General features: G+C 63.8%; 25 protein-coding genes. 11 read left to right on the top strand and 14 right to left on the bottom strand.

What is annotated here, in order from left to right:
• Positions 1-17: 17 nt before the first annotated feature.
• Positions 18-218: a CsbD family protein gene (locus G7044_RS00245; protein WP_166324228.1), complete on the top strand. Its 201-nt coding sequence runs from the start codon at positions 18-20 to the stop codon at positions 216-218.
• A gap of 493 nt (positions 219-711) precedes the next feature.
• On the top strand, positions 712-1,674 hold the full coding sequence (locus G7044_RS00240; protein ID WP_166324225.1) for a magnesium transporter CorA family protein: 963 nt from the start codon (positions 712-714) through the stop codon (positions 1,672-1,674).
• Here G7044_RS00240 and G7044_RS00235 read toward each other — a convergent pair.
• The gene (locus tag G7044_RS00235; protein ID WP_166324222.1) at positions 1,669-2,343 is read right to left on the bottom strand and encodes a DUF1045 domain-containing protein; all 675 of its coding nucleotides are present in this window, start codon (positions 2,341-2,343) and stop codon (positions 1,669-1,671) included. The genes G7044_RS00240 and G7044_RS00235 overlap by 6 nt on opposite strands.
• Positions 2,344-2,366: 23 nt before the next feature.
• Between G7044_RS00235 and G7044_RS00230 the strand changes: the two genes are divergently transcribed.
• The 3 genes from G7044_RS00230 (at position 2,367) to G7044_RS00220 (ending at position 6,668) form a co-directional block, all read left to right on the top strand.
• Positions 2,367-3,500: an alpha-D-ribose 1-methylphosphonate 5-triphosphate diphosphatase gene (locus G7044_RS00230; RefSeq protein WP_166324219.1), complete on the top strand. Its 1,134-nt coding sequence runs from the start codon at positions 2,367-2,369 to the stop codon at positions 3,498-3,500.
• A gap of 81 nt (positions 3,501-3,581) precedes the next feature.
• Entirely contained in the window at positions 3,582-4,616 is a 1,035-nt protein-coding gene (locus G7044_RS00225) for a DUF475 domain-containing protein (RefSeq protein ID WP_166324216.1), read from the top strand.
• Between the two features lie 108 nt (positions 4,617-4,724).
• Entirely contained in the window at positions 4,725-6,668 is a 1,944-nt protein-coding gene (locus tag G7044_RS00220) for a cation:proton antiporter domain-containing protein (RefSeq protein ID WP_166324213.1), read from the top strand.
• Between the two features lie 6 nt (positions 6,669-6,674).
• Here G7044_RS00220 and G7044_RS00215 read toward each other — a convergent pair whose 3' ends face one another.
• The 7 genes from G7044_RS00215 to G7044_RS00185 are packed head-to-tail and all read right to left on the bottom strand — an operon-like array spanning position 6,675 to position 13,707.
• Entirely contained in the window at positions 6,675-8,045 is a 1,371-nt protein-coding gene (locus tag G7044_RS00215; protein WP_166324210.1) for an FGGY-family carbohydrate kinase, read from the bottom strand.
• Positions 8,042-8,356, bottom strand: coding sequence for an L-rhamnose mutarotase (gene rhaM / locus G7044_RS00210; RefSeq protein WP_166324207.1), 315 nt, complete (start codon positions 8,354-8,356; stop codon positions 8,042-8,044). The genes G7044_RS00215 and rhaM overlap by 4 nt, the downstream gene beginning before the upstream one ends.
• A gap of 2 nt (positions 8,357-8,358) precedes the next feature.
• Positions 8,359-9,345, bottom strand: a complete 987-nt coding sequence (locus G7044_RS00205) for an ABC transporter permease (protein WP_166324204.1) — start codon at positions 9,343-9,345, stop codon at positions 8,359-8,361.
• On the bottom strand, positions 9,342-10,313 hold the full coding sequence (locus G7044_RS00200; protein ID WP_166324201.1) for an ABC transporter permease: 972 nt from the start codon (positions 10,311-10,313) through the stop codon (positions 9,342-9,344). The genes G7044_RS00205 and G7044_RS00200 overlap by 4 nt, the downstream gene beginning before the upstream one ends.
• Positions 10,310-11,818, bottom strand: a complete 1,509-nt coding sequence (locus G7044_RS00195) for a sugar ABC transporter ATP-binding protein (RefSeq protein ID WP_166324199.1) — start codon at positions 11,816-11,818, stop codon at positions 10,310-10,312. The genes G7044_RS00200 and G7044_RS00195 overlap by 4 nt, the downstream gene beginning before the upstream one ends.
• A 50-nt stretch (positions 11,819-11,868) precedes the next feature.
• Positions 11,869-12,870 carry a rhamnose ABC transporter substrate-binding protein gene (gene rhaS / locus G7044_RS00190; RefSeq protein WP_166324196.1) on the bottom strand — a complete coding sequence of 334 codons (1,002 nt, stop codon included), beginning with the start codon at positions 12,868-12,870 and terminating at the stop codon, positions 11,869-11,871.
• Between the two features lie 30 nt (positions 12,871-12,900).
• Positions 12,901-13,707, bottom strand: a complete 807-nt coding sequence (locus G7044_RS00185) for a DeoR/GlpR family DNA-binding transcription regulator (protein ID WP_166324193.1) — start codon at positions 13,705-13,707, stop codon at positions 12,901-12,903.
• Between the two features lie 185 nt (positions 13,708-13,892).
• Between G7044_RS00185 and G7044_RS00180 the strand changes: the two genes are divergently transcribed.
• Both G7044_RS00180 and rhaI read left to right on the top strand, forming a co-directional pair.
• Entirely contained in the window at positions 13,893-15,995 is a 2,103-nt protein-coding gene (locus tag G7044_RS00180) for a bifunctional rhamnulose-1-phosphate aldolase/short-chain dehydrogenase (protein WP_166324190.1), read from the top strand.
• Positions 15,992-17,266, top strand: coding sequence for an L-rhamnose catabolism isomerase (gene rhaI, locus G7044_RS00175; protein ID WP_166324187.1), 1,275 nt, complete (start codon positions 15,992-15,994; stop codon positions 17,264-17,266). Before G7044_RS00180 ends, rhaI begins: the two co-directional genes overlap by 4 nt.
• Positions 17,267-18,110: 844 nt before the next feature.
• Here the strand turns inward: rhaI and G7044_RS00170 are convergent.
• The 4 genes from G7044_RS00170 to G7044_RS00155 are packed head-to-tail and all read right to left on the bottom strand — an operon-like array spanning position 18,111 to position 22,067.
• Positions 18,111-18,839 carry a proteasome-type protease gene (locus G7044_RS00170; RefSeq protein WP_166324184.1) on the bottom strand — a complete coding sequence of 243 codons (729 nt, stop codon included), beginning with the start codon at positions 18,837-18,839 and terminating at the stop codon, positions 18,111-18,113.
• Between the two features lie 32 nt (positions 18,840-18,871).
• On the bottom strand, positions 18,872-19,687 hold the full coding sequence (locus G7044_RS00165; protein WP_166324181.1) for a transglutaminase family protein: 816 nt from the start codon (positions 19,685-19,687) through the stop codon (positions 18,872-18,874).
• A 2-nt stretch (positions 19,688-19,689) separates the two neighbouring features.
• Positions 19,690-20,637, bottom strand: a complete 948-nt coding sequence (locus G7044_RS00160) for an alpha-E domain-containing protein (protein ID WP_166324178.1) — start codon at positions 20,635-20,637, stop codon at positions 19,690-19,692.
• Positions 20,638-20,648: 11 nt separating this feature from the next.
• On the bottom strand, positions 20,649-22,067 hold the full coding sequence (locus tag G7044_RS00155; RefSeq protein WP_166324175.1) for a circularly permuted type 2 ATP-grasp protein: 1,419 nt from the start codon (positions 22,065-22,067) through the stop codon (positions 20,649-20,651).
• Between the two features lie 196 nt (positions 22,068-22,263).
• On the opposite strand from G7044_RS00155, the gene G7044_RS00150 reads away from it, so the two are divergent.
• The 3 genes from G7044_RS00150 to G7044_RS00140 all read left to right on the top strand — a co-directional run bounded on the left by G7044_RS00150 (position 22,264) and on the right by G7044_RS00140 (position 23,724).
• A complete protein-coding gene (locus tag G7044_RS00150; RefSeq protein ID WP_166324172.1) occupies positions 22,264-22,839 on the top strand; it encodes a transglycosylase SLT domain-containing protein in 576 nt (191 codons plus the stop codon).
• An 86-nt stretch (positions 22,840-22,925) separates the two neighbouring features.
• On the top strand, positions 22,926-23,228 hold the full coding sequence (locus G7044_RS00145; protein ID WP_166324169.1) for a hypothetical protein: 303 nt from the start codon (positions 22,926-22,928) through the stop codon (positions 23,226-23,228).
• Positions 23,229-23,277: 49 nt separating this feature from the next.
• On the top strand, positions 23,278-23,724 hold the full coding sequence (locus tag G7044_RS00140; RefSeq protein WP_166324166.1) for a DUF411 domain-containing protein: 447 nt from the start codon (positions 23,278-23,280) through the stop codon (positions 23,722-23,724).
• Positions 23,725-23,795: 71 nt separating this feature from the next.
• Here the strand turns inward: G7044_RS00140 and G7044_RS00135 are convergent, their stop codons facing one another.
• A complete protein-coding gene (locus tag G7044_RS00135) occupies positions 23,796-24,392 on the bottom strand; it encodes a LolA family protein (RefSeq protein ID WP_166324164.1) in 597 nt (198 codons plus the stop codon).
• A gap of 154 nt (positions 24,393-24,546) precedes the next feature.
• Entirely contained in the window at positions 24,547-24,960 is a 414-nt protein-coding gene (locus G7044_RS00130; protein WP_166324161.1) for a VOC family protein, read from the bottom strand.
• A 357-nt stretch (positions 24,961-25,317) separates the two neighbouring features.
• Between G7044_RS00130 and G7044_RS00125 the strand changes: the two genes are divergently transcribed.
• Positions 25,318-26,178: a D-amino-acid transaminase gene (locus G7044_RS00125; protein WP_166324158.1), complete on the top strand. Its 861-nt coding sequence runs from the start codon at positions 25,318-25,320 to the stop codon at positions 26,176-26,178.
• The last annotated feature ends 70 nt before the right edge of the window (positions 26,179-26,248 follow it).

Below are 26,248 nucleotides of genomic sequence, written 5' to 3'. Positions count from 1 at the left end.
AACCGGAAGGAAACGCCATGAACTGGGATATTATCGAAGGTAAGTGGGAACAGATGAAGGGTTCGGTCAAAGAGCAGTGGGGAAAGCTCACCGATGACGAACTGACCGAGATCAACGGCAACCGCGACAAGATGGCTGGCAAGCTGCAGGAGCGCTATGGCTGGACCAAGGAAGAAGCGGACGAGAAGTTGAACGATTTCTTCCGCGACAAGAGCTGACGCGAACAGAATTCCAGAAGCAAGAAGGACGCCCTTTCGGGCGTCCTTTTTTATGCAGCCGCGGCTGTGTCTTTCGACACAGCCGCCACTCTACCAAGGTACTCGTTACACAATGTGAACGTAGCAAACATTTGGGGTTTTGCGCACCTCAAATTCCCGTTCCGACCTGTCTTTTTGGCCAGATATGGGTCACAAAATTGCTCAAATCAGGGGGCAGCGAGGGGTCACACTGAACATTGTTCAATCATCCACGAATCGTTCTTCCGAATCGCTCACGGACCCGTGATTTTTTCGTCGCCGCCACGCCCCTTTGCGTTGCCGCGTTAACCGGTCCGACGGAAGGAAGGTTTTCCTTCGAACACGCGGGCTGCTGTCATACCGGCGATGCCAGCCAGATGCGCCCACCATGCCGCGCAACCATGACGGCGATGCGCGCTTGACGGACCGGCCCTGCCCGGTCACCAAGGGGCCGTTACCACACCCCGGAGGGCCAATGCTGCGCGCCTATGCCAAGGATGGCAATCGCCTGAAACCGCTGCTGCCCGGCGCGTCCCTTACGGAAGCCGCGTGGGTCGACCTGTATCGCCCCCTGCCCGAGCAGGTGGTGCAGACCAATGCGTTGGGTGTCGAGGTGCCGACGCTGGAAGACATGTCGGAAATCGAGATCTCCTCGCGGCTGTTTCTGGATGGCGGCAATGCCTATATGACGGCGGTTCTGCCGGGGCTGACGCCAGATGGCGAACCGATTTCCGGGCCCGTCACCTTCATTCTGGCCCCCGACCGGCTGGTGACCATCCGTCACCATGCGCCCCGCCCCTTCGACACCTTTCCCGAACGTGCCGACCGCTCGGCAACCGGAACCCGCAGCGCTGAGCGAATCTTCCTTGGTCTGGTCGAGGAGATCATCGCCCGGCAGGCCGACCTGCTGGAGGCATCAGGGGCGGTGCTGGACAAAACCCTGCGGGCGGTTTTCTTGCCGCAGGCACGCAAGCGGCCGGCCGCATTGCAGGGGGCGTTGGAACGGATTGGCACTGAATCCGACCTGATCGCGCGTATTCGCCTGGCGCTGCTGTCGCTGGAACGCGTGCTTACCTTCTACGCCGCGACACAAGGGGTGCGGTCGGGCGACACCGGCAAGCTGAAGGCTATCCTGAAGGGCCACCAGCGCGATTTGCAGGCTTTGCAGGAACATACCGACTCGCTGTCGTCGCGCGTCAGCCTGGCGGTCGATGCGACCATCGGCATGATCGGATTGCAGCAGAACGACACCGTGCGGGTGCTGTCGGTGGTGGCGGCGCTGTTCCTGCCGCCGACGCTGATCGCCTCGACCTATGGGATGAACTTTCAGCGCATGCCGGAACTGCAATGGACCTACGGCTATGAATGGGCACTGGGGCTGATGGTGGCGACGGTGGTCGGCACCTGGCTGCTGCTGCGCTGGAAGAACTGGCTATAGCGCCATCCGCCGGATCAGGTGGACGCGACCAGAGGCATCCTCGCCCATCAGGCTCAGCGCGTCCAGCGTGAAGGGACGCGGGACCACCGCCAGCCGGGGCGCAAGTTGGGCGGTCACCGCGTCCAGCGTGTCGGCATCCAGCGCGCCGGTGAGGGTCATGTGAAAGCGGAACTCCTCGAAGACATAGGGATAACCCCAGAGGTCCAGCAACGTACGCTGGCGCGGCGTCAACCGGTCGGGGTTGCGGCGCGCGCGCTCTGCCTCGTTCATGGGGGCGCGAAACGGATCGAGTTCCTCAACCACCCGTGCGGCTAGCGCGTTCAGCGCACCAGTGTCACCGGTCGGCGTCAGCGCCAGAAAGGCGCCGATCCGGGTCAGTTCCAGCCCATCCAGAGTAAGCGGTTGCAGTTGTGCGGCCAACGCAGCGACGGCATCGGCCAGTTCATCGGCGCGCGCGCCCTCGACCAGTCGGAAGGGCGCTTTCAGCGTGGCGTGAAACCCGTATTTGCGCGGCTCGGCGGTCAGGGCGGCAAGGTCCAGCCCCGGCAGAACCGGCTGCGCCACCGGCATCCCCCGCGCGGCGTCCCAGCCCAGCCAGGAAGTGCCGAAATCGGCGAATTCGCCCTGCGGCGGGGTGTAATACAGCGCGTATCTGCGATAGTCATCCATGCGAACCTGCCCGGGAATTGAAGATGCACGAAACCGTTCTGGCCCATGCGACGCTAATCCTGCCCGATCGTATGGTGAAAGGCCACCTGGTCATCCGCGACGGCCTCATCTCGGAAATCGGCGAAGGCTCGGCCCCACGCGGCGCCATTGACTGCGAAGGCGATCACATCGCCCCCGGCCTGATCGAGCTGCATACCGACAATCTGGAACGCCATATTCAGCCCCGGCCGGGCGTCGACTGGCCCCATGCGGCGGCGATTTATGCCCATGACGCCGAACTGGCCGGCTGTGGCATCACTACTGTCTTCGACGCGATGCGGGTGGGTTCCATCCCGTCGCGCAAGGACTATTCCCCCTATGCGCGCAAGCTGGCGTCCGAACTGCTGACCCAGATCGACGCCGCCAACCTGCGCATCAGCCACTACCTGCACCTGCGCGCAGAGGTCTGTTCGGAAACCCTGCTTGACGAAATCTCGGCCTTTGGCGAGGCCGACCGCGTGGGTCTGGTCAGCCTGATGGATCACACGCCGGGGCAGCGCCAGTTCCGCGATACCTCGGCCTTCCGCGTCTATCTGCGCAGCAAGGTGCAACTGACCGAGGACCAGATCGACGCCTATTTCGACCAGTTGCGCGATATCTCGGCCCGAAACGGTGCCGCGCACGAGGCCGGCGCTGTGGCCTTTGCCGCACGCGTCGGTGCGGTGCTGGCCAGCCATGACGATTCCAGCCGGGAAGAGGTGGCCAGGTCCGCCGCGCATGGCATCCGGTTGGCAGAGTTTCCGACAACCCGCGAAGCCGCCGAGGAATGCCACCGCCATTCCATCCGCACCATCATGGGCGCACCGAACCTGATCCGGGGCGGGTCGCATTCCGGCAATGTTGCCGCGCGCGAACTGGCCGAGGCCGGGCTGCTGGATATCATCAGTTCGGACTATGTGCCCTCGGCGCTGCTGTCGGCGGCGGCGCTGCTGGCGGATATCTGGGGCGACTGGCCGCGTGCCATGGCCTGCGTCACCGCGACGCCCGCCGCCGCTGCGGGCTTGTCCGACCGCGGCCGGATCGCGCCGGGGCTGCGCGCCGATCTGATCCGCTTTCGGCTGGTCGGCGCCACGCCGGCACTGCGGCAGACCTGGGTACGGGGTGCGCGCGTCGCCTGACATTGCCGTGCGACAGCGACGCACTTGCGCCGAAAGCGCCTGCGTCGTTTACTGCCGCCACGCCTTTCCCGGAGCGGACATATGCGCGGAACGCTTTCCTATCTGAAATGGCCCCTCATCGTCACCGCCCTTGGATTGGTGCTTGCCGCGTTCATCGGCTGGCGCTTCAATGGCCAGACCGGGGCGATATCCTTCTTCCTGATCGCGGGCGTGTTGGCGGTGCTGGAAATCTCGCTGTCCTTCGACAATGCCATCGTCAACGCCAACAAGCTGCAAACCATGCGGCCCGAATGGCAACGCCGTTTCCTGACCTGGGGCATCCTCATCGCCGTCTTTGGGATGCGGGTGATCTTTCCGCTGCTGGTGGTGGTCATCGCGGCCCGGATCGGCCCGATCTCGGCCGTCAATCTGGCGGCGACCCAACCCGCCGAATACGCCCGCCTGATCCACGAGGCGCATCTGCCCATCGCCGCCTTCGGCGGCAGCTTCCTGATGCTGGTCGCGCTGAATTACTTCTTTGACCAATCCAAAGAGGTCGACTGGATCGGCGCGTTCGAGCGCTGGCTGCGCGCCTTCGGGTCCGTGCGCGGGATGGAGATCGGTTTTGTCCTTGTCACCGTGCTGGTCTTTGTCTGGCTGCTGCCACCCGAGGACGAAGCCACATTCATGTATTCCGCAATCTGGGGTGTGGTGACCTATCTGGGTGTCGATGCGCTGGGTGCCGTTCTGGACCGCTGGGGGGCTTCGCATACCGGGGCGGCGCAGGCGGGGCTGGGCGGTTTTTTGTATCTGGAGGTACTGGACGCATCCTTCAGCTTTGACGGGGTGATCGGCGCATTCGCGCTGACACAGAACCTGTTCCTGATCGCCATCGGGCTGGGGATCGGGGCGATGTATGTGCGTTCGATGACCGTGATGCTGGTCGAGAAAGGCACGCTTGCAGAGTTCCGCTATCTGGAAAACGGCGCCTTCTGGTCGATCCTGGTTCTGTCGGTGGTGATGTTCGCGCAGACCATGTGGAAAATCCCCGAGGCCGCGACGGGTCTTCTGGGCGCAGGCTTCATCGGCACCGCCTTCGTCAGCTCGCTGCTGTGGAACCGCCGCAACGGCGACTAAGCGCCCGCGACGCCGCGCCAGATCGGGTCTGGACGCGGGCAGACCTCTCTATAAATTGAATTCATCATTTCCCGCGCAACATTCTGCGCGGTCAAAACGGAGGATGCGATGACCGGGTTCCTGCTGCTTGCGACCTTGTTTCTTCTTGCAGGCGTCATCGCCGTGCCGCTTGCCAGCCGCTTCGGGCTGGGTTCGGTGCTGGGGTATCTGGTCGCGGGGATTGTCATTTCGCCCATCCTCGGCTGGCTGCATGTCGACGTGGTCTCGATCCAGCATTTCGCCGAATTCGGCGTGGTGATGATGCTGTTCCTTGTCGGGCTGGAGTTGGAGCCGAAGATGCTGTGGCAGATGCGCAGCAGGCTGCTGGGGCTTGGGGGTTTGCAGGTCATCCTGACCTCGGCGCTGATCGGTGCCGCCGGAATTGCCTTTGGGCTGTACTGGACCATCGCGCTGACGCTGGGCATGGTCTTTGCGCTGTCTTCGACCGCGATCGTGTTGCAGACCTTGGGGGAAAAGGGGCTTTTGCGGACCGAGGGCGGGCAGTCATCTTTCGCTGTTCTGCTGTTTCAGGACATCGCGGTCATCCCCATGCTGGCCTTCATCCCGCTGCTGGCGATGCCCGGCCTGATGGACCCCGCGCCGGTGGTCGAACACGCGACCGAGGCCGCGCATGAAAGCTTCAGCCTGGTCGAGGGCCGGCCGGGCTGGCAGGCCGCGCTGATCACGCTGGCCGCCATCGCTGCCGTGATCGCGGCCGGCACCTATCTGACGCGCCCGGTCTTTCGCTATGTCGCCATGGCCAACCTGCGCGAGATCTTTGTGGCCACCGCGCTGGCTTTCGTGGTGGGCATTGCGCTGCTGATGTCGATGGTCGGCCTGTCGCCCGCGCTTGGCACCTTCCTTGCCGGGGTGGTGCTGGCCGGCAGCGAATACCGGCACGAGTTGGAAAGCGATATCGACCCGTTCCGCGGCCTGCTGCTGGGTCTGTTCTTCATGACCGTGGGGGCCAGCATCGACTTTGGCCTGCTGCTTGACAATGCGCTGATGGTGGTCGGGCTGACGCTTGGGGTGATGGCGCTGAAAGCGCTGGTGCTGCTGGCGCTGGCATGGGTCTTCAAGATCCGGGGCGGCGACCGTTGGCTGTTCGCGCTGTCCCTGGCGCAGGCGGGCGAATTCGGTTTTGTGCTGCTGTCCTTCACCGTCGCGCAGGATGTGATCCCGCAAAGCGTGGCCGATATCGCCCTGCTGATCGTGGCGCTGTCGATGCTGCTGACGCCCTTGCTTTTCATCCTTTATGACCGTGTGGTTGCGCGCCGCTTTGTCGACAGCCAGCAGCGCGAGGCCGATCAGATCAAGGAACCCGGCAAGATCATCGTGCTGGGTCACGGTCGTTTCGGCGGCATCGTCGCCCGCATCATGCGCGCGCTGGAAAAGCAGGTGGTCGTTGTCGACTATTCCTCGAAGCAGCTGGAAATGCTGCGCAGCTTCGGCGTGCAGGCCTATTTCGGCGATGCCACCCGGCCCGACATGCTGCACGCCGCCGGCATTGCCGGGGCCGAGGTGCTGGTCATCGCCATCGACAACAAGGACCAGATCACCGAGATCGTCGAATATGTGCATCACAACTATCCGAATGTGCATATCGTCGCGCGGGCCTTCGACCGCTTCCACGTCTTCGAACTGTTCCAGTCCGGCGCGCAGGATATCATCCGCGAGACCTTCGACAGCTCGATCCGGGCCGGGCGTTCGGTGCTGGAAGCGCTCGGCATGACCCGCGCCGAAGCCGAGGACGTGACGCGAAGCTTCGTCAAATCCGACCAGACCCACATGCGCGCCATGGCCGAGGCCCATCGTCGAGATGTTCCCGCACATCAGAACGCGGACATGGTTCGCATCGCCCATGACCAGACCGAACAATTGGAGGCCGAGGTGCGCCGGGTCCGCGACCGGATCCGCGCCGCCCGGATGAGCACCGCTGCAGCTGCAGAGGGCGAATCCGCCATCACGACCGGGCTGCGACCGGATGACCCTGAATCCGCCTCGGCGGAATAGGGCCGGTCAGGCCGGACGGGATTGCTCTGCCGCCGCGCGCCAGATCGCCGCGTAATCCAGAAGCGCCCCTGCCCCTTCTGGCCGGGGTACTTTTTTCGTCGCCGGCGGGTCCGCCTGCCCAAGACACAGCAGTGCCGCCCCGACCGAGGTGCCGGTGGCCGAGGCCGCGATCTCGACCACGTCGGCACGCAGCGCGGCCAGCATGGCGCAGTAATCGGGATTGCGGGCGAAAGGCCCCTCGACAATGACCGGGCCCTGCGCGCCGATCAGGCCAAGGCAGGTATCGGTCATCAGCGCCAGATAGAAGGACAGGGCCACCATCCGCTCGCCCTCTGTCGCCGCCGCGCCATGCCAGCGGAAGGCACGGCCGGGAAACGGGCCTGAACCGGTCTCGACCGAAGGCAGGATCATCGTGCCCGCGCCCAGCACGGCAGCACGGTCGGCCTCGGTCGGCGTTGTGTCGGCACCGGCGCGGATGATCTCGTATTCACGCCCGCCCATGAAACGGGCCGAAGGCACCGCCTGCCCATTGGCCGCGACATTGACCAGCACATCGCGCCCGGGATCCAGCGCAACCGCATCGCCCCCCACGGCCATGGCGATGACCCATGTGCCGGTCGAGACGACGGCGAACGGTGCTTTACGCCCCAGCACATACGGATACAGCGAGGCATTGCTGTCATGGATGCCCACGCTGACCGGTGTGTCCGGCGCAAGCCCGGTCCGGGCCGCAATTTCGGGCAGCAGCTGGCCCAGAACCTCGCCCGGACGGCGCGGCGGCGCGATCCGGTTTTGCAGGCCCAGCCTGTCGACCAGATCCGAAAACTCCCCGCGCCACGGATCCCACAGGTCGGTATGGCAGCCCAGCGAGGTCACGTCACTGGCGATCTGCCCGGTCAGCCGCAGCCCCCAATATTGCGGATAGGTCAGCACCCAACCAAGCCGGTCACTCAACCCCGGCAGGGTTTTCAGCATCCAGTGCAGCTGCGCGCCCACATTCAGCCCCATCGGCAGGCGCGGCGATCCGGTCCGGGCGAAGTCGGGGCGCAGCGCGTCATATTCCGCCGCCACCGCGTCGGGGCCGGGATGTTCGTAATCCAGCATCGGCGCCGCCAGCCCGCCCTCGCGGTCCAGCACCACGCAAGACGCGCCATGCGTGGTGATCGAAATCGCGTCGATGCCATGCCGGGCGTGGAAATCGGCCAAGTGATGCAGGAAGAAGTCCCAATGCCCATCCAGATCGAAATGCGGCCAGGGTGGCCCGGGCAGCACCTTGTTGGGCCGGGTCACAACGTCGATCTCGGTCAGGTCAGCGCCATCCACCAGCGCCAGCTTGGCATTGGTCTTGCCAATGTCGATGACGGCGATCCGGGTCATGGCAGGTGGAACATCGGCACCAGAGGCGCCGCGACCGGTGCGCCGTCGGGTTCGGTGGCCATGATATCGGCCATATGCGCCCACCATTCGCGCATCAGCGGATGGCTTGGCAGATCGTCCATGCGGTGATCCTCGGCCCGCCACAGCACGGCGAACAGCGCATCCGTTTCCGGGTCGAGATGGATGGAATAATCGCTGATCCCGGCATCTTTCAGCAGCGCGGCGAGTTCGGGCCAGATCTGATCGTGGCGGCGGCGGTATTCATCCGCGGCACCGGGGTTCAGTTGCATGCGAAAGGCATATTTCTGCATCGCTACCTCCTGACCATCGACCACAGGCGCGGCAGCGCGATCACCGCGATCAGCAGCGCACCGACGATGATCGACATGACGATCCCCGGCACGTTCAACAGGCCCAGCCCGAAGGTCACCAGCCCCATGACGAAAGCCGCCAGCACCACGCCGGGGATCGACCCAGAGCCACCCAGAATGCTGACCCCGCCAAGGACGACGATCGTCACCACCTCCAGCTCGAACCCCGCGGCGATGCTGGGCCGCGTCGAGCCAAGCCGAGAGGTCAGGCAGATCGCGGCAATCCCGCTCATCAAGCCGGTCAGCAGGAACAGGGTGAACTTGATCCGCTCGACCCGGATGCCGGAAAACCGTGCAGCGGTGGCGTTATTGCCGATGGCATAGACCATGCGCCCGAAATTGGTGCGGTGCAGCAGGACACCGAAGACGATGGCGGCAAGGGCAAAGATCACCAGCTCGACCGTGATGACCCAGAACACATAGCCCTGCCCGAACCAGCCAAAGCTGGCCGGATAGCCGGTGAACGCACTGTCCCCCAGCACGATGTAAGAGATGCCGCGAAACAGGCTCATGGTGCCGATGGTGACGACGATCGACGGCAAGCCGAAGCGCGCCACCAGCAGCCCGTTGAACGCCCCGCAGGCCAGCCCGGTGCCAAGACCCAGGGCGACCAGTACCGGCGTCCCCGCCCCCGCCGTCATCGCCAGCCCCATCACGGTCGAGGCGAGCGCGATGATCGCGCCGACCGACAGGTCGATCTCACCCGAGATGATCAGCAGCGCCATCGCAAAGGCGATCATCGCCTTTTCGGTGAAGTTGAAGGTCGCGTCCGACAGGTTCCACGGATCGAGGAAATAGGGCGAGGCCAGCGAATTGGCGATGAAGATCGCCGCGGCCACGACCAGCAGCAGGGCCTCCCAGCTTTTCAGGGCGCGCGACAGCGGGCTGGTCAGGCGGTCGGGGATCTGGCGTCCGGTCTGCTCGGTCATGTCCGGTGCTCCGCGCGTTTCAGGATGATGCGGCCGGGGGCCCGGTTCGATCGCGCGTTGAAGGCAATGGCGATCAGGATGGCGCTGCCGGAAATCGCCATCTGCCAGAACGGCGAAATGCCAACGACCGGAAGCGCGTTCTTGATGATGCCCAGAAACAGCGCCCCCATGACGCAGCCCGCCACTGTGCCCGACCCGCCGGCAATGGCGATGCCGCCGATGACGCAGGCCGCGACCACGTCCAACTCAAACCCGCCGGCGATATCGACATAGGCCACCGCATAGCGCGCGACCCACAGATAGCCGGTCAGCCCGGCAAGCGCGCCCGCGATCACGAAGGCCGCGAATTGCGTGCGCCCGACCGAAATGCCGGTATAGACCGCCGCGTGTGGGTTGCCGCCGACCGCATAGAAAGCGCGGCCAAGCGGCGTGCGGTTCACCAGCACGGCGAAGACGGCGATCACCGCCACGGCGATCCAAGCCATCACCGGCAGCCCGGCGATGATCGCGCGCGGGAAGGCCTTGAAGGCGTCGCTCATCTGATGGGCATTGATCCATGCGCCATCGGTCAGCAGGAAGATGGTCCCGCGAAAGATGGTCATGGTGCCCAGCGTCACCACGATGGACGGAATCCCCAGCAGCCAGACCAGCAGCCCGTTCACCGCCCCCAGTGCTGCGCCAAGTGCGACCACTACAAGCAGGATCGCCGGCAGGGGCACCCCTGCCCCGTCCATCAGTGCGGCAATCATTCCGCACAGCGCAAGGTTGGCCGCGACCGACAGGTCGATGCATTTCGTCAGGATCACCACCATCTGCCCCAGCGCCAGCAGGATCAGCGGCGAGGTGTCGGTAAAGACATTGGCAAGGTTCGCCGGGCGCACAAAGCCAGGGAAGCGGCTGGCCACCACCGCCAGCAGCACCAGTATGGCCAGACCGAGGATTGCCTCGCGGGATTTCAGGATGCTCATGCGGCTTCTCCGATGCCTACCGCGGCGCGGACAAGGTTTTCCGGGGTCATCTGGTCGCCCGCGAATTCGGCGGCGATGCGGCCCTCGCGCATGACGATGACGCGGTCGGACATGCCCAGCACCTCGGGGATCTCGCTGGAGACCATGATGACGGCCAGCCCCTCGGCGGCGAGTTCCGACATGAAGTCATGCACGGCCGCCTTGGACCCGATGTCGATGCCCTTGGTGGGTTCGTCCAGAATGATGACACGCGGTCGTGTGGCCAGCCATTTGGCGATTACCACCTTCTGCTGGTTGCCGCCCGACAAAAGACCCACATCCTGATCGAGACTTGCCGCCCGCAGATCCAGCCTTTGGGTATATTCGCGGGTCAGCGCAAATTCGCGCGCCAACCGCAGGAAACCGTTGCGGCTGGTTTCGCGCAGCGATGGCAGGGTGACGTTCTGAAAGATCGGCAGCCCCTTGATGGCGCCCTGCCGGCCACGATCTTCGGGGACATAGACGATGCCCGCCTGCACCGCCTGCGCGGTCGAGCGGATCACACGCACCTCCTCGGCGATGCGGGTCGCCCCTTTTGAGGGCTGGGTGATGCCGAACAGCGCCTGCATCACCTCGCTGCGGCCGGCGCCGACAAGGCCGTAGAAGCCCAGGATCTCGCCCCGATGGAGGGTGAAGCTGATATCCTCGAATTCGGTCGGGTGGCTGTATCCGGCGACGGTCAGCGCCGGTGCGCCGATCTCTGCCGGGCGTTTGGGATAGATCTGGTCGACGGCGCGGCCGACCATCAGGCGGACAAGCTCGGCCTCGGTCACGCCTGCCATCAGGCCCTCGCCCACGAATTGCCCGTCGCGAAAGACGGTCCAGCGGTCGGCGATGCGGAAGATTTCGTCAAACTTGTGGCTGATGAACAGGATCGCCTTGCCCTGCCCCTTCAGGGTCTCGACCAGCTCGTAAAGCTCGGCGATTTCCTTGTGGGATAGCGCGGCGGTGGGTTCGTCCATGATGACCACGCGGGCGTCGATGGACAGCGCGCGGGCAATGGCGACCAGGTGCTTTGACGCGATACCAAGATCGCGCAGGCGCACGGCCGGGTTCAGATCGGCGCCGATGCTGGCCAGGATTTCACGCGCGCGGCGGATCATGGCATTGCTGTCGATCAGGCCGAACCGGTTGCGGGGGGCATGGCCGATGAAGATGTTCTCGGCCACGGTCATATCGTCGAACAGCACGGTTTCCTGATGGATGGCGGTCACACCCGCATGTCCCGCCGCCTGCGCGGTCGGGAAATGCGTCTCGGTCCCGTCGACCAGGATCTGCCCCGCATCGGGCTGATAGATCCCGGTCAGGATCTTCACGATGGTGGATTTACCGGCGCCGTTTTCACCGATCAGTGCGGTGACCTGACCGGGATACAGGTCCATCTGCACCCCATCCAGCGCGCGCACGCCCGGAAATGTCTTGACGATGCCGCGCAAGGACAGCACCGGCGTTGCAGCATCCTGCATGAGAACCCCCTTCAGCAGATGGGGCCCGGCCGGACCGGGCCCCGACACGTTCAGAAGATCGAGCTGAACTCGTCGATGTTGCTGGCGTCATAGGTGAAGGGATCGGCCATGGCGGCCTCGGTATTCTCGTCCAGCGTCACCTCGCCCATGCGGCCGGTGGGGATCACCGCGCCCGGTTCGGCCGTGGCGTCGCCCTTGGCCAGATGATAGGCGATCATCGTCGCGGAATAGCCAAGGTCGATCGGGTTCCAGATCGCGAAGGACTTGGACGCGCCCGATTTCACATGCCCGGCCATTTCAGACGGCAGGCCAAGCCCGGTGACATTCACCTGCCCGACCTTGCCCGCATCCGTGACCGCCTGCGCCGCCGCCACGATCCCGACGCTGGTCGGCGCGATGATCGCCTTGAGGTCAGGATAGGTCTGCATCAGGCCCTGCGCCTCGCGATAGGACTTGTCGGCCAGATCATCGCCGTAAACGGTGCCGACGACGTTGACGTTCGGGTAGTCGCCCTTGACCTTGTCCATCTCGGCGATCCAGGTGTTCTGGTTGGTCGAGGTGGTGGTCGCCGACAGCACCGCCACATCACCGCCCTCGGGCAGGTGATCGGCGGCCAGCTTGATGATCGTGTTGCCGATCAGCGGCGCCGAGGACGGGTTCAGCTGCATCTGGCGGCCTTCCGGAGCCACGCCCGAATCCCAGCTGATGACGGTGATGCCGCGATCCATGGCCTTTTTCAGCGTGGGCACCAGCGCATTCGTGTCATTGGCGCTGATGGCAATCGCATCAACGCGCTGCGCGATCAGGCTGTTGATGACCTCGATCTGACCTTCCGCCGTGGTATCGGTCGGGCCGGTATAGATGATCTCGACATCGCCGAGCTCTGCCGCCGCCTCTTGCGCGCCCTTGTTCGCGGCCTCGAAGAAGCCGATGCCCAGGGCCTTGGCGACAAGTGCGATGCGCATCTTCTCGCCGTCCTGCGCATATGCCGATCCCGCGATCAGCGCGCTTGCCAGCGCCGCCGTGGTCAGTGCCTTTTTCAGAATGCTCATCTTTTCCTCCCAAATGAGCGGTAATGCGCGTCACTCCTCTGCGCGCTTTTGACGGTCCGATGCGGCGATTTCGGCCACGATCAGACGAATATCTGCGGCTTCCAGCATAGAGGCCGTGCGGTCCTCGATTCCGTCATCGGTGATGACGGTGTGAATGCGGTTCAACGGGCACAGCAGCAGGCTGGAGCGCTGGTGAAACTTGGAACTGTCGGCCAACACGACCAGCTCATCCGCCTGCCCGATCAGCTTCTGTTCGGCCTGCACCAGCAGCGGGTCACCCTCCATCAGGCCCAGCGGGCCAAGCCCGCGGCAGCCCATGAACATCCGCTTGGCATAGAAATGGCTGGAGCCGTCGGCGTCGAATGGCGACAGGATGATGTTCTGTTCGCGGTAAATCGCGCCCGCCGGCAGCAGCACGGTGTTTTTCGACTGCTTCAGCAGATGCTCGGCAATCGGGAAGCTGTTGGTGAAGACCTGCATCCGCTTGGTCGCCAGCGGATGAACCATCTGGAAGGTCGTCGTGCCGCCATTGATGATGATCGCGTCGCCGTCTTCGCACAGATCGACCGCCGCCTGCGCGATGGCGCGCTTTTCGGCGATATGCAGGGTCTGGTTGACGGCGAAGGGGCGGGCATTGATGCCGACGAATTGCGGCGGCGCGATGGCTTCGGCACCCCCACGCACCCGGCGCAGCTTCTTGGCCAGATGCAACTGGCCAATATCGCGCCGGATCGTCGCCTCGGACACGCCGGTCAGCGCGCACAGATCGGCCACCGTGACCACCGGCCGTTCCTGCACGGCCGAAAGGATGATTCGATGGCGCTCAGTTTCCAGCATAAGGACCTCTCATTTTTAGCGAAGCTTCCATCAGTCTCGCGCATTGTCAATCATTTTCAATCGCAGAAAGTCATTCTGCGCCTGCATTGTGCGCGTTTTTGATTGAAAATGATTGACGCTGCGGCGTCGGCGCGTGTATCCGACATGAGAGGGCGGCCCGGCTGGCCGCATAGCGGGAGGCATCAATGACCGACAAGAACCCCGAAAATCGACTGAAAAATCTGTGGGATAGCGCCAAGGCCGCCCAGATGAGCGAATCGGAAAAGCTGCTTTACCGGTCGAATCTGCTCGGCTCGGACAAGCGGGTGACGAATTACGGCGGCGGCAATACCTCGGCCAAGGTGATGGAAACCGATCCCCTCACCGGCGAGACGGTCGAAGTCCTTTGGGTCAAGGGTTCCGGCGGGGACATCGGGTCGATGAAGATGGACGGCTTTTCGACCCTGTACATGGACAGGCTGCAAGCACTTAAGGGCAAATATCGCGGCCTTGCACATGAAGATGAGATGGTCGGCTATCTGCCGCATTGCACCTTCGCGCTGAACCCGCGCGCCGCCAGCATTGATACGCCCTTGCACGCCTATGTCCCCCGCAAGCATGTCGATCACGTCCATTCCGACGCGATCATCGCCATTGCGGCCTCGGTCAATTCGAAAGAACTGACGGCCGAGATCTTCGGCGACGAAATCGGCTGGCTGCCATGGAAGAGGCCGGGGTTCGAGCTGGGTCTGTGGCTGGAAAAATTCGCCAAGGAGAACCCGCAAGCGAAGGGCGCCGTGCTGGAAAGCCACGGGCTGTTCACCTGGGGCGACACCGCCGAGGAATGCTATCAGACCACGCTTGACGTCATCAACAAGGCGGCCGCCTGGCTGGAGGCGAAGACGGATGGCAAGCCGGTTTTCGGTGGTGCAAAGCTGCCCACCCTGCCCGCAGAACAGCGGCGCGAGATTGCGGCAAAGCTGATGCCGGTCATTCGCGGGCTGATTTCCAAGGACCGCCACAAGGTCGGACATTTCGACGATCAGCAGGCAGTGCTGGATTTTGTCGGCTCGGAAATGCTGGACGAATTGGCGCCGCTTGGGACCTCTTGCCCGGACCATTTCCTGCGCACCAAGATCCGCCCGCTGGTCGTCGATTTCGACCCGGCCAACCCGGATCTGGACCGGACGCTGGCCAGCCTGCCCGATGCCATCGCCGCTTACCGCGACGATTACGCGGCCTATTACGACCGCTGCAAGCACCCCGACAGCCCTGCCCTGCGTGACCCGAATGCGGTCGTCTATCTGGTCCCCGGCGTCGGCATGATCACCTTTGCGCTGGATAAGGCGACGGCGCGAATCTCGGGCGAGTTCTATGTCAACGCCATCAATGTGATGCGCGGGGCCTCGGGCGTTTCCACCTATCAGGGCCTGCCCGAACAGGAAGCCTTCGATATCGAATATTGGCTGCTGGAAGAAGCCAAGCTTCAGCGCATGCCCAAGCCGAAATCGCTGGCGGGCCGGATCGCGCTGGTGACCGGCGGCGCGGGCGGCATCGGCGCGGCAACGGCCGAAAGGATGCTGCGCGAAGGCGCCTGCGTCATGCTGGCCGATATCGACGCCGGCGCGCTGGAAGAAGTCACCAAGGGCTTCGCCGCCCGCCACGGCGCGGATGTGGTGCGCGGCGTGCAGATGAACGTCACCGACGAGGCGCAGGTCGCGAAGGCCTATGCCGAGACGGCGGTGGAATTCGGCGGCCTGGATATTCTGGTATCGAATGCCGGGATCGCGTCATCCTCGCCCATCGAGGACACGACGCTGGCCCTGTGGAACAAGAACATGGACATCCTGTCCACCGGCTATTTCCTGGTCAGCCGCGATGCGTTTCGGATGCTGCGCGCGCAGGATATCGGCGGCTCGGTCATCTTCGTCGCGTCGAAAAACGGGCTGGCCGCCAGCCCCAATGCCAGCGCCTATTGCACCGCCAAGGCCGCCGAGATTCACCTCGCCCGCTGCCTTGCGCTGGAAGGGGCCGAAGGCGGCATCCGCGTCAACGTGGTCAACCCCGACGCGGTGCTTCGCGGCTCCAAGATCTGGGAAGGCGATTGGCTGGATCAGCGCGCCTCGACCTACAAGACCGACAAGGAAGGGCTTGAGGAAATGTATCGCCAGCGCTCCATGCTGAAGCGCTCGGTTCTGCCCGAGGATATCGCTGAAGGGATCTATTTCTTCGCCAGCGACCTTAGCGCCAAATCGACCGGGAATATCCTGAATGTCGATGCCGGCAATGTGCAGGCGTTCACGCGATGATCGACGCATCCCTGATCGAAGGCGAAAACGCCACCCGCAACGCCGATCTCGCCAGTGATTACGACGCCCTTGGCGAACGTCTTTCCCGGCGCGGCGTCGATATCGAAACCCTGACCGACCGCGCCATGCGCTTCGGCGTGGCCGTACCCAGCTGGGGCACCGGCACCGGCGGCACCCGCTTCGCGCGCTTCCCCGGCAAGGGCGAGCCGCGCGGCATCATGGACAAGCTGGACGATTGCGGCGTGATCCACCAGCTGACCAAGGCCACGCCCCGCGTCAGCCTGCATATCCCCTGGGACAAGGCCGATCCGGCGGATCTGCTGGCTAAGGCCGCCCTGACGGGCCTCGGCTTTGACGCCATGAATTCGAACACGTTTCAGGATCAGCCGGAACAGGCGCGCAGCTATAAGTTCGGCTCGCTGTCCCACACCGACGCGGCCACCCGCCAACAGGCGGTCGAGCATAATCTGGAATGTATCGAGATCGGGCAGGCCATCGGGTCGAAGGCGCTGACCGTCTGGATCGGGGACGGGTCGAACTTTCCCGGCCAGACCTCGCTCAGTCGGCAGTTCGACCGCTATCTGGATTCCATGAGGCAGGTCTATGCGGGCCTGCCGGAAGATTGGCGGATCTTCAGCGAACACAAGATCTATGAGCCCGCCTTCTATTCGACGGTGGTGCAGGATTGGGGCACCAGCCTGATGACCGCGCAGGAACTGGGCGACAAGGCGCAGTGCCTGGTCGATCTGGGCCACCACGCGCCGAATGTGAATATCGAAATGATCGTGTCGCGGCTGATCCGCGCCGGCAAGCTGGGCGGGTTCCATTTCAACGACAGCAAATATGGCGATGACGATCTGGACAGCGGTACCATCGACCCGTTCCGCCTGTTCTTGGTCTTCAACGAGCTGGTCGAGCTGGAGGACACGCCCGGCCTGAACCTGTCGCATATGATCGACCAGAGTCACAATGTCACCGACCCCATCGAAAGCCTGATCGTCAGCGCCTGCGAGATCCAGCGCGCCTATGTGCAGGCCTCGCTGGTCGACCGGGTGGTGCTTGAAGGTTACCGGCAGGACAATGACGCGCTGATGGCGGCGGCGACGCTGCGCGCGGCCTTCCGTACCGATGTCGAGCCGATCCTGGCCATGGCCCGCGCCCGCGCGGGTGCGGCCATCGACCCGGTGGCGACCTATCGCACCTCTGGCTATCGGGCGCGGGTCGCGGGCCAGCGTCCGCAATCGGCGGCAGGCGGCGGCGGGATCGTCTAGCCCCCGCGAAGGTGGATGGCAGCCGGATACGGCCTGCTGCCTGCGCCCGCGCCGGCAGAAACGAATGAGCCGGACCTTTGCAGGCCCGGCCACATCCCATCCTACGCCCAGCGGTATGCTGCTGCACCAACCCGGCGGCACTTATTAACAACTAAACGTGCGACTCGTTACGTAACACTATGCTGACCTCGCCCCACATGGCGCAGGGTCAGTCTCCGCCCCACCCGATCGCACGCCAGTACGGTCGGGGCAGAGCAGTATTCAGTTCGGCCGAGATGACCACGGCTGACACCGCCAAGACGCGGCGCGGATCGAAGTGCCATGCCTGGCCCGGCAGACCGGCGCGACTGTAGATGCAGGGTCTCACCCTTGTCAGGGCCGTCCTGCGCGATCCAGAAGCCGACACCACCTCCACGCGTGGCTTTCGACGGAAACCGGATCACAGAAAGCGCCAATTCCACCTCCCTACAGAAAGAGACGCTGACACGCTGCGCCTCTGTTCGATGGGCAATAAAATCAACCAGAGCGTTCAGTTTGGATCGCTACGCTTCGATCAATTGCCCTTGTCGAAACGCTAACACACAAGAGCGGTTTCACATATTGTCGGATTAGCCTGCATGACTGTCCTTTTGGACAGATATTCGCCCTTTCAATGCAAGGTTGTGGATAATTTTGCCCCCGAATCACCATCAGTAGCCCGGCAAGACCTAATTCCACCGACGTGGTGATTCGGCCAAGATTTGCCGATGGACCGTTTTCCACCGTCGGCCGGTCTGGCCCCGCTGGGCGCAGAAAACCACTGGACAGGTGGCGCGCAGGCTCGGCCACGGGCCGAAACCTGAGGTCAGAGGGGCATTTTCACGAAGGCATCGCGCAGCGCCTCGGACCAGGCATCGGACATCGCCGAGAATTGCGGGTCGCCGTTCATGATCCGCCGCTTGGCACTGACCCGGCAGGCATCCTTTTCGATCACCGCAAGGTCCAGCGGCATCCCCACCGACAGGTTCGACTTCATCGTCGAATCCATCGACAACAGTGCCGCCTTCTGCGCGTCCTCAAGGCTGGTCGCCGGCGTCACCACCCGGTCGAGGATCGGCTTGCCGTATTTGTGTTCGCCGATCTGCAGATAGGGCGTGTCCTCGGTGGCTTCGATATGGTTGCCTTCGGGATAGACGAGGAACAGCCGCATGTCGCCGCCCACCCGCTGGCCGGCGACAATCATGCTGGCCGAGGCCTGGCTTTGCTTCAGATCGGAACATTGGCTGGCGATCTCGCGCCGGGTACGCGCCAGCGTATCGCCGATGATATCGGCCACGCCAAGCATGGTTTCGGCCCGCATGATCGAGGTGCGGCCATCAGCATCGGGGTCGTCAATCGCCTCGCGCAAGCGGGAAATGGCGGTCTGCGTGACCGACAGGCTGCCCGCCGTCATGATCGCAATCACGCGCTCGCCCGGTTCTTCGAAGAAGAACATCTTCCGATAGGTGGCGATATTGTCCAGCCCGGCATTCGTCCGGGTATCGGAAAGAAGCACCAGTCCGGCATTCAGTTTCAGCGCAACACAATAGGTCATCGGCAGCTCAACGGATTTCGTAACTCCGCAATCTAGGGTGCGACCGGTTCGACCGCAACCGTGACGTCAAGCTCCTCGGCGCGCATGCCGGTGCTGGCGCGGACGCCCCGAATCGGCGCTGCATCGCGGGCATCCAGCCCCGAGCCAGTGCGGACATAGCGGTCATCGGGGCAGCAGCGATTGGCGGCGTCAAAGCCGACCCAGCCAAGCCCGTCCACATGGATTTCCGCCCAGGCATGCGCGGCCTCATGTTCGGCGCCATCGGCATCGGCGCTGAGATAGCCCGAGACATATCGCGCTGGCAGCCCACGCAATCGCGCCAGCGCGATCAGCGCATGGGCGTGGTCCTGACAGACCCCCTCGCCCAGACTCAGCGCCTCGGCGGCCGTGGTATTCAGGTGCGTGACGCCGGGCCGATAGGCGATTACCTCGGATACGCGCGCCGACAGCGCATGGGCCAGATCCAGCGGCGACAGGTCGGCCTCGGGCTCCTCTGCCAGCGCGCGCAGGGCATCGTCAGGTGCCGTGGCATCGGTCGATTGCAGATAGACCATCGGGTGGATCATTTCGCGATGGCCGCGCAGGACCCCCGAAAGATCGGCGGTCTCGACCACGCCCTCGATACGGACGGGAACCTCGGTGACCGGGCCGCGCATGGTCCAGACCTGGACCCAGTCGCCGGCACCGTCGCGAAAGCCGGGGCCGGGTTCGGCGCCGTCGATATCGACCTTCCATTCGATGACCTTCTGGCCATCAAAGACCGAGGGCGTCAGCCGCAGGCTTTGCACCACGAAGCCGACCGGGGCATCGTAACGATAGACGGTTTGATGAGTGATCTTCAGGCGCATCCTCAGCCCCTTCCGTGGAAATAGTCAGCCTGCACGCGATTGGCGATGTCACCGATCTCGCGGATGAAATCGGACAGGAATTCGTGCAGGCCTTCGTCGAAAATATCCTCGATATCGGTACTGCCCAACCGGTCCGCCAGCGCCTGCGCGCGGTCGCGGGCGGAATGGGGCACGTCCTGGCCATAGCGGCGGACAAGCGCGTCCAGATGCGACAGCGCCTCCAGTACCGAGGTCATCAGCGAGCGCGGCGATTCATCGTTCAGGATCAGGAAATGCGCCACGCGCCCGGCACTGACATCGTCGCCGTAAGCCCAGTGAAAGGCCCGATGCGCCGACAATGCCCGCAGGATCACCTGCCATTGATAGCTGTCGAGGCCAGAGCCCACGAACTCCACCCGCGGCAGCAGGACGAAATATTTGACGTCCAGCACGCGGGCCGTCGAATCCGCCCGTTCCAACGCATAGCCGAGCTTCATGAAATGAAAGCCATCGTTGCGCAGCTGGGTGCCGTCGATGGCCCCGTGGACGGTGGCGGCATGACGGGCGACGAAATCGGCCAGATCGGCGGCGTCTTCCTGTCCCGGCTCCATGCCGCGCATTTCCTGCCAGGACACGTTCAGCGCATCCCAGACCCGGCTGGTCAGTGCGGTGCGCACGATGCGGCCGGATTCGCGTGCGTCATGCATGCAACTGGCCACCGACGAGGGGTTATCGCGGTCGAAGATCATGAATTTCTCCATGTTCTCCTCGCTCACCTCGTCGTAGCGGGCAGCAAAGCGGTCTGACACGCCGGTGGCGCGCAGCAGCGATTGCCATTCGTTCTGATAGCCCTCGGCGGTGTTGGGCAGCAGCGTGATGCGTGCCCCCACCTCGAACAGGCGCGATGCGGTTTCGGCGCGTTCCATGTGGCGGCCAAGCCAGAACAGGTTGGATGCGGTGCGGCTGAGCATGGTCTTCCCCCTTATTCCGACAGGACCCAGGTGTCCTTGACACCCCCGCCTTGCGACGAGTTCACCACAAGGCTGCCCTCTTTCAGCGCCACGCGGGTCAGGCCACCCGGCACCAGCTCGATCCGCTCGCCGCACAGGCAGAAGGGTCGCAGGTCGACATGGCGCGGGGCCACGCCTTCATTGACGAAGGTCGGGCAGGTCGACAGCGATAGTGTCGGTTGGGCAATGTAATTGGACGGGTTCGCCTTGATGCGCTGCCGGAATTCCTCGATCTCGGCCTTGGTTGAACGCGGGCCGACCAGCATCCCGTAACCGCCCGAGCCGTGGACCTCTTTCACCACCAGATCGCCGAGGTTGTCCATGACATATTTGAAATCGTCATCCTTCCACAGCGTCCAGGTGTCGACATTCTTCAGGATCGGCTCTTCACCCAGATAGAAGCGGACCATTTCGGGCACGAAGGTATAGATGGCCTTGTCATCGGCCACGCCCGCACCCGGTGCAGAACAGATCGACACACCGCCGGAACGGTAGACATCCATCAGCCCCGGCACGCCCAGCATGGAATCGCGCCGGAAGGTCAGCGGGTCGATGAAAGCATCATCGAGGCGGCGGTAGATGACGTCGACGCGCTTTGGCCCCTCGGTCGTGCGCATATAGACGAACTCGCCCTCGACAAACAGATCGGCGCCTTCGACCAGCTCCACCCCCATCAGATTGGCAAGGAAGCTGTGTTCGTAATAGGCGCTGTTGAAATGGCCGGGCGTCAGGATGACCACGCGGGGGCGGCCCTGACATTTCGCGGGTGCCACGGTTTCCAACGTTCGGCGCAAGAGGTCGGGATAGCCGTCCACCGGCTCGATCCGGTTGCCGCGGAACAGTTCGGGGAACATCCGCATCATGATCTCGCGGTTTTCCAGCATATAGCTGACGCCCGAGGGAGTGCGGCAATTGTCTTCGAGCACGAAGAACTCATCGCGGCCGGTGCGCACAAGGTCGATGCCGATGATGTGGCTGTAAACCCCGCGCGGCGGCACGAATCCCACGACGGCCTTTTCATAGGCATCGTTCTGATAGACCAGCCGGGCCGGGATGCGGCCGGCGCGGACGATCTCTCCCCGGCCGTACACATCGCGCAGGAAGGCATTCAACGCACGGGCGCGCTGCTTGATGCCGCGTTCCAGCCTGCGCCATTCGCTTTGGGTAAAGATGCGGGGCATCATGTCGAAGGGGATCAGCCGGTCCGGGTCGCCGCCCTCACCATAGACGGCGAAGGTAATGCCGATGCGGCGGAACAGGGCCTCGGCCTCGGCCTGTTTCATCTGGCGGATCTCGGCGGGCATCTGATCGACCCAATCCGACAGGCCCGCATAGGCTTCGCGTACCTTCGTGCCGTCTAGCATTTCATTGTAATACATCAGAACCCTCATACAGCCGAACCTTGAAGGTCAGCATGACGTGGCTTTCGGACATTGAAAAGTCGGTGACACTGACCTTTCACCATCGGCGACTGCGCGGATTTCCGCGCCTGCCGCTTCCTTGGGCAGCGTGCCTGCCGAGGGGGATGTTTATCCGCGCGGCCAAATCCCCTAACATGCGGACAAAAGAACAAGAGGCAGTGCAGTCATGAACAGGTTTCTGAAACTGGCGATCCTGATGTTGGTCGCGTCCTGCGGCGGCGGAAACTATTCCGCGCCGCGTCAGTTGGACAACGCCTGCGCGATCATCCGAGAGCGCCCGGCCTATTACCGCGCCATGCAGCGGGCGGAACGCCGCTGGGGGGTGCCGGTTGCGGTGCAGATGGCGGCGATCCACCAGGAATCTAAATTCATCGGCGACGCGCGCACGCCGCATCAATATGCGCTTGGGATCATCCCGATCGGCCGCCAAAGCTCTGCCTATGGCTACAGCCAGGCGCTGGATGGCACCTGGGAGGAGTATCAGCAGGAAACCGGCAACCGCCGCGCCTCGCGCGATGACATCCGCGACGCCACCGATTTCATGGGCTGGTACATGGACGGCTCGACCCGGCGGCTGGGAATCTCGAAATGGGACGCGCGCGCGCAGTATCTGGCCTATCACGAAGGACGCTCGGGCTATGCGCGCGGATCTTATCGGTCGAAAGGCTGGCTGGTCGCAGTGTCGAGCAAGGTACAGGCGCGGGCAGAGATGTATCACGCCCAGCTGCGCAGCTGCCGCTAAGGCGCCGCCGCGCGGGACATTCCGCCGCAGCCCGATCAGATGCGCGGCTATTGCCAGCGCATGACCCAGCGGCATAGGTTCGCGTCATGGTTCTTGTGCGCGCAATTCTGATGCTGGCGATCCTTGCCATGACGCCGATGAATGTCGCGGCGGCGGCCGGCCTGCCTTTTGCAGCACAGTCTGAGGCCATGGCGCATACGGAGATGCCCGATTGCTGCCAGGACAGCAGCCACCGCACCCCCGCCTGCCAGATGCAGACTGGACTGCGCGAGGCCGCGCCGCTGGTCGCACCTGACCGCCCGGCCCATGCGCTGCGCATAGCCTTCCGGGCCGAACGCCTGACCGGGCGGATGCCCGACCCCGCGCAGCCGCCGCCCCGCCGGATCTGATGACAGCCGCGCCTGCTGGCGCTTCCTCATCAGATCACGGAGAATACAGATGAATCGCAGAGTTTTCGGGTTGGCCGCCCTGATGCTGGCCCTGTCCGGCCCTGCCTTTGCCGAAGGCACCGCAATGCGCGTCCACAAGGATCCGTCATGTGGCTGCTGCACCGCCTGGGCGGATCTTGCGCGCAAGGCCGGCTATGATGTCACGGTCGTAGAGACCCCAGATATCGGCGCGGTCAAGGACAAGGCCGGGGTGCCGGGCGCATTTTGGTCCTGCCACACCACCAAGGTCGACGGCTACGTGGTCGAAGGTCACGTCCCCTTCGACGCGCTTGCCCGCTTGCTGGAAACCCGCCCCGACGTGACCGGTATCGCGGTCCCCGGCATGCCCGAGGGCTCGCCCGGAATGGGCGACGATCCCGCCGCCCGTTTTGACGTCATCGCCTGGGGCGGCGAGGCCGGCGAGGGCCGGTTGTTCCACCGGGCCGGCGTCCAATAGCGCGGGGCGCTAAAAATCAATGCAAAAGGGGCCGCATGGATGCGGCCCCTTTTCTGTCGCGATCTGGCCGCTTACTTGCGGCGGTCGATCTCGCTTTGAATCACGAAGGTCGAGGGCTTGAAGCTGACGCCCTTGCGCATTTCGCCCAGGATCACCGTCGTCTTCTTGCCGGTGTCGTCGGTCACGACCCATTGGCGCAGCTCGGTCGGCGAGGTGAAGATCATCTCGATGCTGCCATATTGCGGATGGGCCGGGTCATGCGCCTTCACCACGGTGGTGTTCTTGCGTTCCGAATGGCCGGTCACCATACCCTTGCGGGCCAGATTGACGTTCTGATCCAGGATGATCGACAGCGGCGTCTGGCTGAGCGGATAGACCTGCGGTCCCTGGTTCGATTTGGCATCGAACACCGCAACCTGCCCGCCCGAGGCCAGCATCAGCTGTTTCGAGTTCTTGTATTCGAACCGCACCCGACCCGGGCGCTGGATATAGACCGTACCGGCAGAGATCGTGCCGTCAGGGTTCACCTGAGTGAATTCCGACTGCAGCGTCGAAAGACCGTTCAAGTAGTTCGAAATGGCGTTCAGGGGGATCTTCTCGGCCAAGGCGGCCGGGGCCGTGGCAAGAAGGGCGATGACGGGCGCGACAGCGAGAGCGAGTTTTTTCATGCGTCCTGTATGGCAGTCCTTCGTTAAGCTTGCACATCACCTTGCGGCGACGGTTGCAAGCGAAACGCGCACGACACCGTGACCGTTCCGGGCCGTCGCAGCGATTTGATGCCGCGATTGCGGCGCGGCACAGGACTTGTGCAACACACGCCCCTCAGCGCGCGAAGATGCCGTCCCAGTCGGCGAAGCCCTTGACCTCGATCGGATTGCCCGAGGGGTCGGTGAAGAACATTGTCGATTGTTCGCCCGGCTCGCCCTTGAAACGGGTCTGCGGCGGCAGGATGAATTGGGTGCCTGCGGCCTCCAGCCGGTCGGCAAGCGCTTGCCAGTCGGCCTGCCGCATCACCAGCCCCAGATGCGGCATCGGCACCATGTGATCGCCGACCTTGCCAGTGTTGCCGGTCTTGAAGGGCTCGCCCAGATGCAGGCTAATCTGATGGCAAAAAAAGTCGAAATCGACCCATGTGTCGGTGCTTCGGCCCTCTTCGCAGCCAAGGACGCCGCCATAGAAGGCGCGGGCCTCGTCAAGGTCGCGGATATGGTAGGCGAGGTGAAAGCGGGTATCCATTGCGGGTTCCTTGCTGGGGCGCATCGGCGCAGCTTGCCCGGTGCCGGGGCAAAAGGGAACCGCAGAAGGCCGGGCCGCAGGAAGGAAGGCTGCGCGAGGTAAAGGAAACAGGCCCCCCACCGGATCGGCGAAGGGCCTGTCTCCTCCCGCAGATGGGTGCCCTGGCCTCCCCGCCCGGCACCCTGCGTATACGAATGCGTCTGTGTGGATCACGGCTGCGTGACGCTATACCACTTCTGCCTGACGGTGCGGCATTCTGTCAACTGTCCTGTTGCACCAGTGACATGTTTCTGCCGCTTGACGCCCTGCCCCTGCAGGCGCATGACGGCACCGTGCCAGAAATCACAGGAGCCGCGCATGTCCCGCATCGTTTACGTCAATGGCGAATACCTGCCCGAAGGTGACGCCAAGGTCTCGATCTTTGACCGCGGCTTTGTGATGGCCGATGGCGTCTATGAGGTGGTCAGCGTGCTGGACGGCAAGCTGATCGACTTTCCCGGTCATCAGGCCCGACTGAACCGCTCGCTCGACGCGCTGGAAATCGGCCAGCCGATGACCGATGACGCCTATCTGGAGATGTTCCGCGCGCTGGTGGAAAAGAACCGGATCAACGACGGCTTGATCTATCTGCAGGTGACCCGCGGCAATCCGGGTGACCGTGACTTCGCCTATCCGCCGAAAGACACCCCGCAGACCGTGGTTGCCTTTACCCAGTCGAAACCCGGCCTGGCCGAGAACCCGGCCGTAAAGACCGGCTGGCGTGTCATCACCCTTCCCGACCAGCGTTGGGACAGGCGCGACATCAAGACGGTCCAGCTGCTGTATCCGTCCATGGCGAAGATGGCCGCCAAGGCGCAGGGGGCCGATGACGCCTGGCTGGTTGAGGACGGCAAGGTAACCGAGGGCACATCGAATAACGCCTATATCGTCAAGGGCAACAGCATCGTCACGCGCGAGCTGTCCAATGACATCCTGCACGGCATCACCCGCGCCGCCGTGCTGCGGTTGGCGCGCGAGGCGCAGTTGCAGGTCGAGGAACGCGGCTTCACCCCCGAGGAAGCCGCACAGGCGGATGAGGCATTCGTGACGTCGGCCTCGGCCTTCGTGATGCCCGTCGTGGAAATCGACGGCGCAAAGATCGGCAGCGGCGCGCCGGGCAAGATCGCCGAGCGGCTGCGCGAGATCTATCTGGACGAAATGCGCAAGACCGCGCTGTAATTCCCAAGGCTCGGCCCATGCGCCGGGCCTTTTTCATTCCGATGATCTCCGCAACGGCGGTGCCCGCTGC

Source organism: Paracoccus xiamenensis, from assembly GCF_011308835.1.
Classification (GTDB): Bacteria; Pseudomonadota; Alphaproteobacteria; order Rhodobacterales; family Rhodobacteraceae; genus Paracoccus; species Paracoccus xiamenensis.
The sequence above is the reverse complement of the archived record's forward strand: the minus strand, read 5'-3'. Positions and strand labels throughout refer to the sequence as shown.

Bases quoted from the DNA above. Each gene is read 5' to 3' on its own strand.
- G7044_RS00180 (WP_166324190.1), top strand. From the start codon at position 13,893: ATGACCGACAAGAACCCCGAAAATCGACTGAAAAATCTGTGGGATAGC.
- G7044_RS00165 (WP_166324181.1), bottom strand. From the start codon at position 19,687: ATGCGCCTGAAGATCACTCATCAAACCGTCTATCGTTACGATGCCCCG.
- G7044_RS00240 (WP_166324225.1), top strand. From the start codon at position 712: ATGCTGCGCGCCTATGCCAAGGATGGCAATCGCCTGAAACCGCTGCTG.
- G7044_RS00150 (WP_166324172.1), top strand. From the start codon at position 22,264: ATGAACAGGTTTCTGAAACTGGCGATCCTGATGTTGGTCGCGTCCTGC.
- G7044_RS00235 (WP_166324222.1), bottom strand. From the start codon at position 2,343: ATGGATGACTATCGCAGATACGCGCTGTATTACACCCCGCCGCAGGGC.
- G7044_RS00185 (WP_166324193.1), bottom strand. From the start codon at position 13,707: ATGCTGGAAACTGAGCGCCATCGAATCATCCTTTCGGCCGTGCAGGAA.
- G7044_RS00205 (WP_166324204.1), bottom strand. From the start codon at position 9,345: ATGACCGAGCAGACCGGACGCCAGATCCCCGACCGCCTGACCAGCCCG.
- G7044_RS00230 (WP_166324219.1), top strand. From the start codon at position 2,367: ATGCACGAAACCGTTCTGGCCCATGCGACGCTAATCCTGCCCGATCGT.
- rhaS (WP_166324196.1), bottom strand. From the start codon at position 12,870: ATGAGCATTCTGAAAAAGGCACTGACCACGGCGGCGCTGGCAAGCGCG.
- G7044_RS00145 (WP_166324169.1), top strand. From the start codon at position 22,926: ATGGTTCTTGTGCGCGCAATTCTGATGCTGGCGATCCTTGCCATGACG.
- G7044_RS00155 (WP_166324175.1), bottom strand. From the start codon at position 22,067: ATGAGGGTTCTGATGTATTACAATGAAATGCTAGACGGCACGAAGGTA.
- G7044_RS00160 (WP_166324178.1), bottom strand. From the start codon at position 20,637: ATGCTCAGCCGCACCGCATCCAACCTGTTCTGGCTTGGCCGCCACATG.
- G7044_RS00135 (WP_166324164.1), bottom strand. From the start codon at position 24,392: ATGAAAAAACTCGCTCTCGCTGTCGCGCCCGTCATCGCCCTTCTTGCC.
- G7044_RS00245 (WP_166324228.1), top strand. From the start codon at position 18: ATGAACTGGGATATTATCGAAGGTAAGTGGGAACAGATGAAGGGTTCG.
- rhaM (WP_166324207.1), bottom strand. From the start codon at position 8,356: ATGCAGAAATATGCCTTTCGCATGCAACTGAACCCCGGTGCCGCGGAT.
- G7044_RS00200 (WP_166324201.1), bottom strand. From the start codon at position 10,313: ATGAGCATCCTGAAATCCCGCGAGGCAATCCTCGGTCTGGCCATACTG.
- G7044_RS00125 (WP_166324158.1), top strand. From the start codon at position 25,318: ATGTCCCGCATCGTTTACGTCAATGGCGAATACCTGCCCGAAGGTGAC.
- G7044_RS00130 (WP_166324161.1), bottom strand. From the start codon at position 24,960: ATGGATACCCGCTTTCACCTCGCCTACCATATCCGCGACCTTGACGAG.
- rhaI (WP_166324187.1), top strand. From the start codon at position 15,992: ATGATCGACGCATCCCTGATCGAAGGCGAAAACGCCACCCGCAACGCC.
- G7044_RS00215 (WP_166324210.1), bottom strand. From the start codon at position 8,045: ATGACCCGGATCGCCGTCATCGACATTGGCAAGACCAATGCCAAGCTG.
- G7044_RS00220 (WP_166324213.1), top strand. From the start codon at position 4,725: ATGACCGGGTTCCTGCTGCTTGCGACCTTGTTTCTTCTTGCAGGCGTC.
- G7044_RS00195 (WP_166324199.1), bottom strand. From the start codon at position 11,818: ATGCAGGATGCTGCAACGCCGGTGCTGTCCTTGCGCGGCATCGTCAAG.
- G7044_RS00170 (WP_166324184.1), bottom strand. From the start codon at position 18,839: ATGACCTATTGTGTTGCGCTGAAACTGAATGCCGGACTGGTGCTTCTT.
- G7044_RS00225 (WP_166324216.1), top strand. From the start codon at position 3,582: ATGCGCGGAACGCTTTCCTATCTGAAATGGCCCCTCATCGTCACCGCC.
- G7044_RS00140 (WP_166324166.1), top strand. From the start codon at position 23,278: ATGAATCGCAGAGTTTTCGGGTTGGCCGCCCTGATGCTGGCCCTGTCC.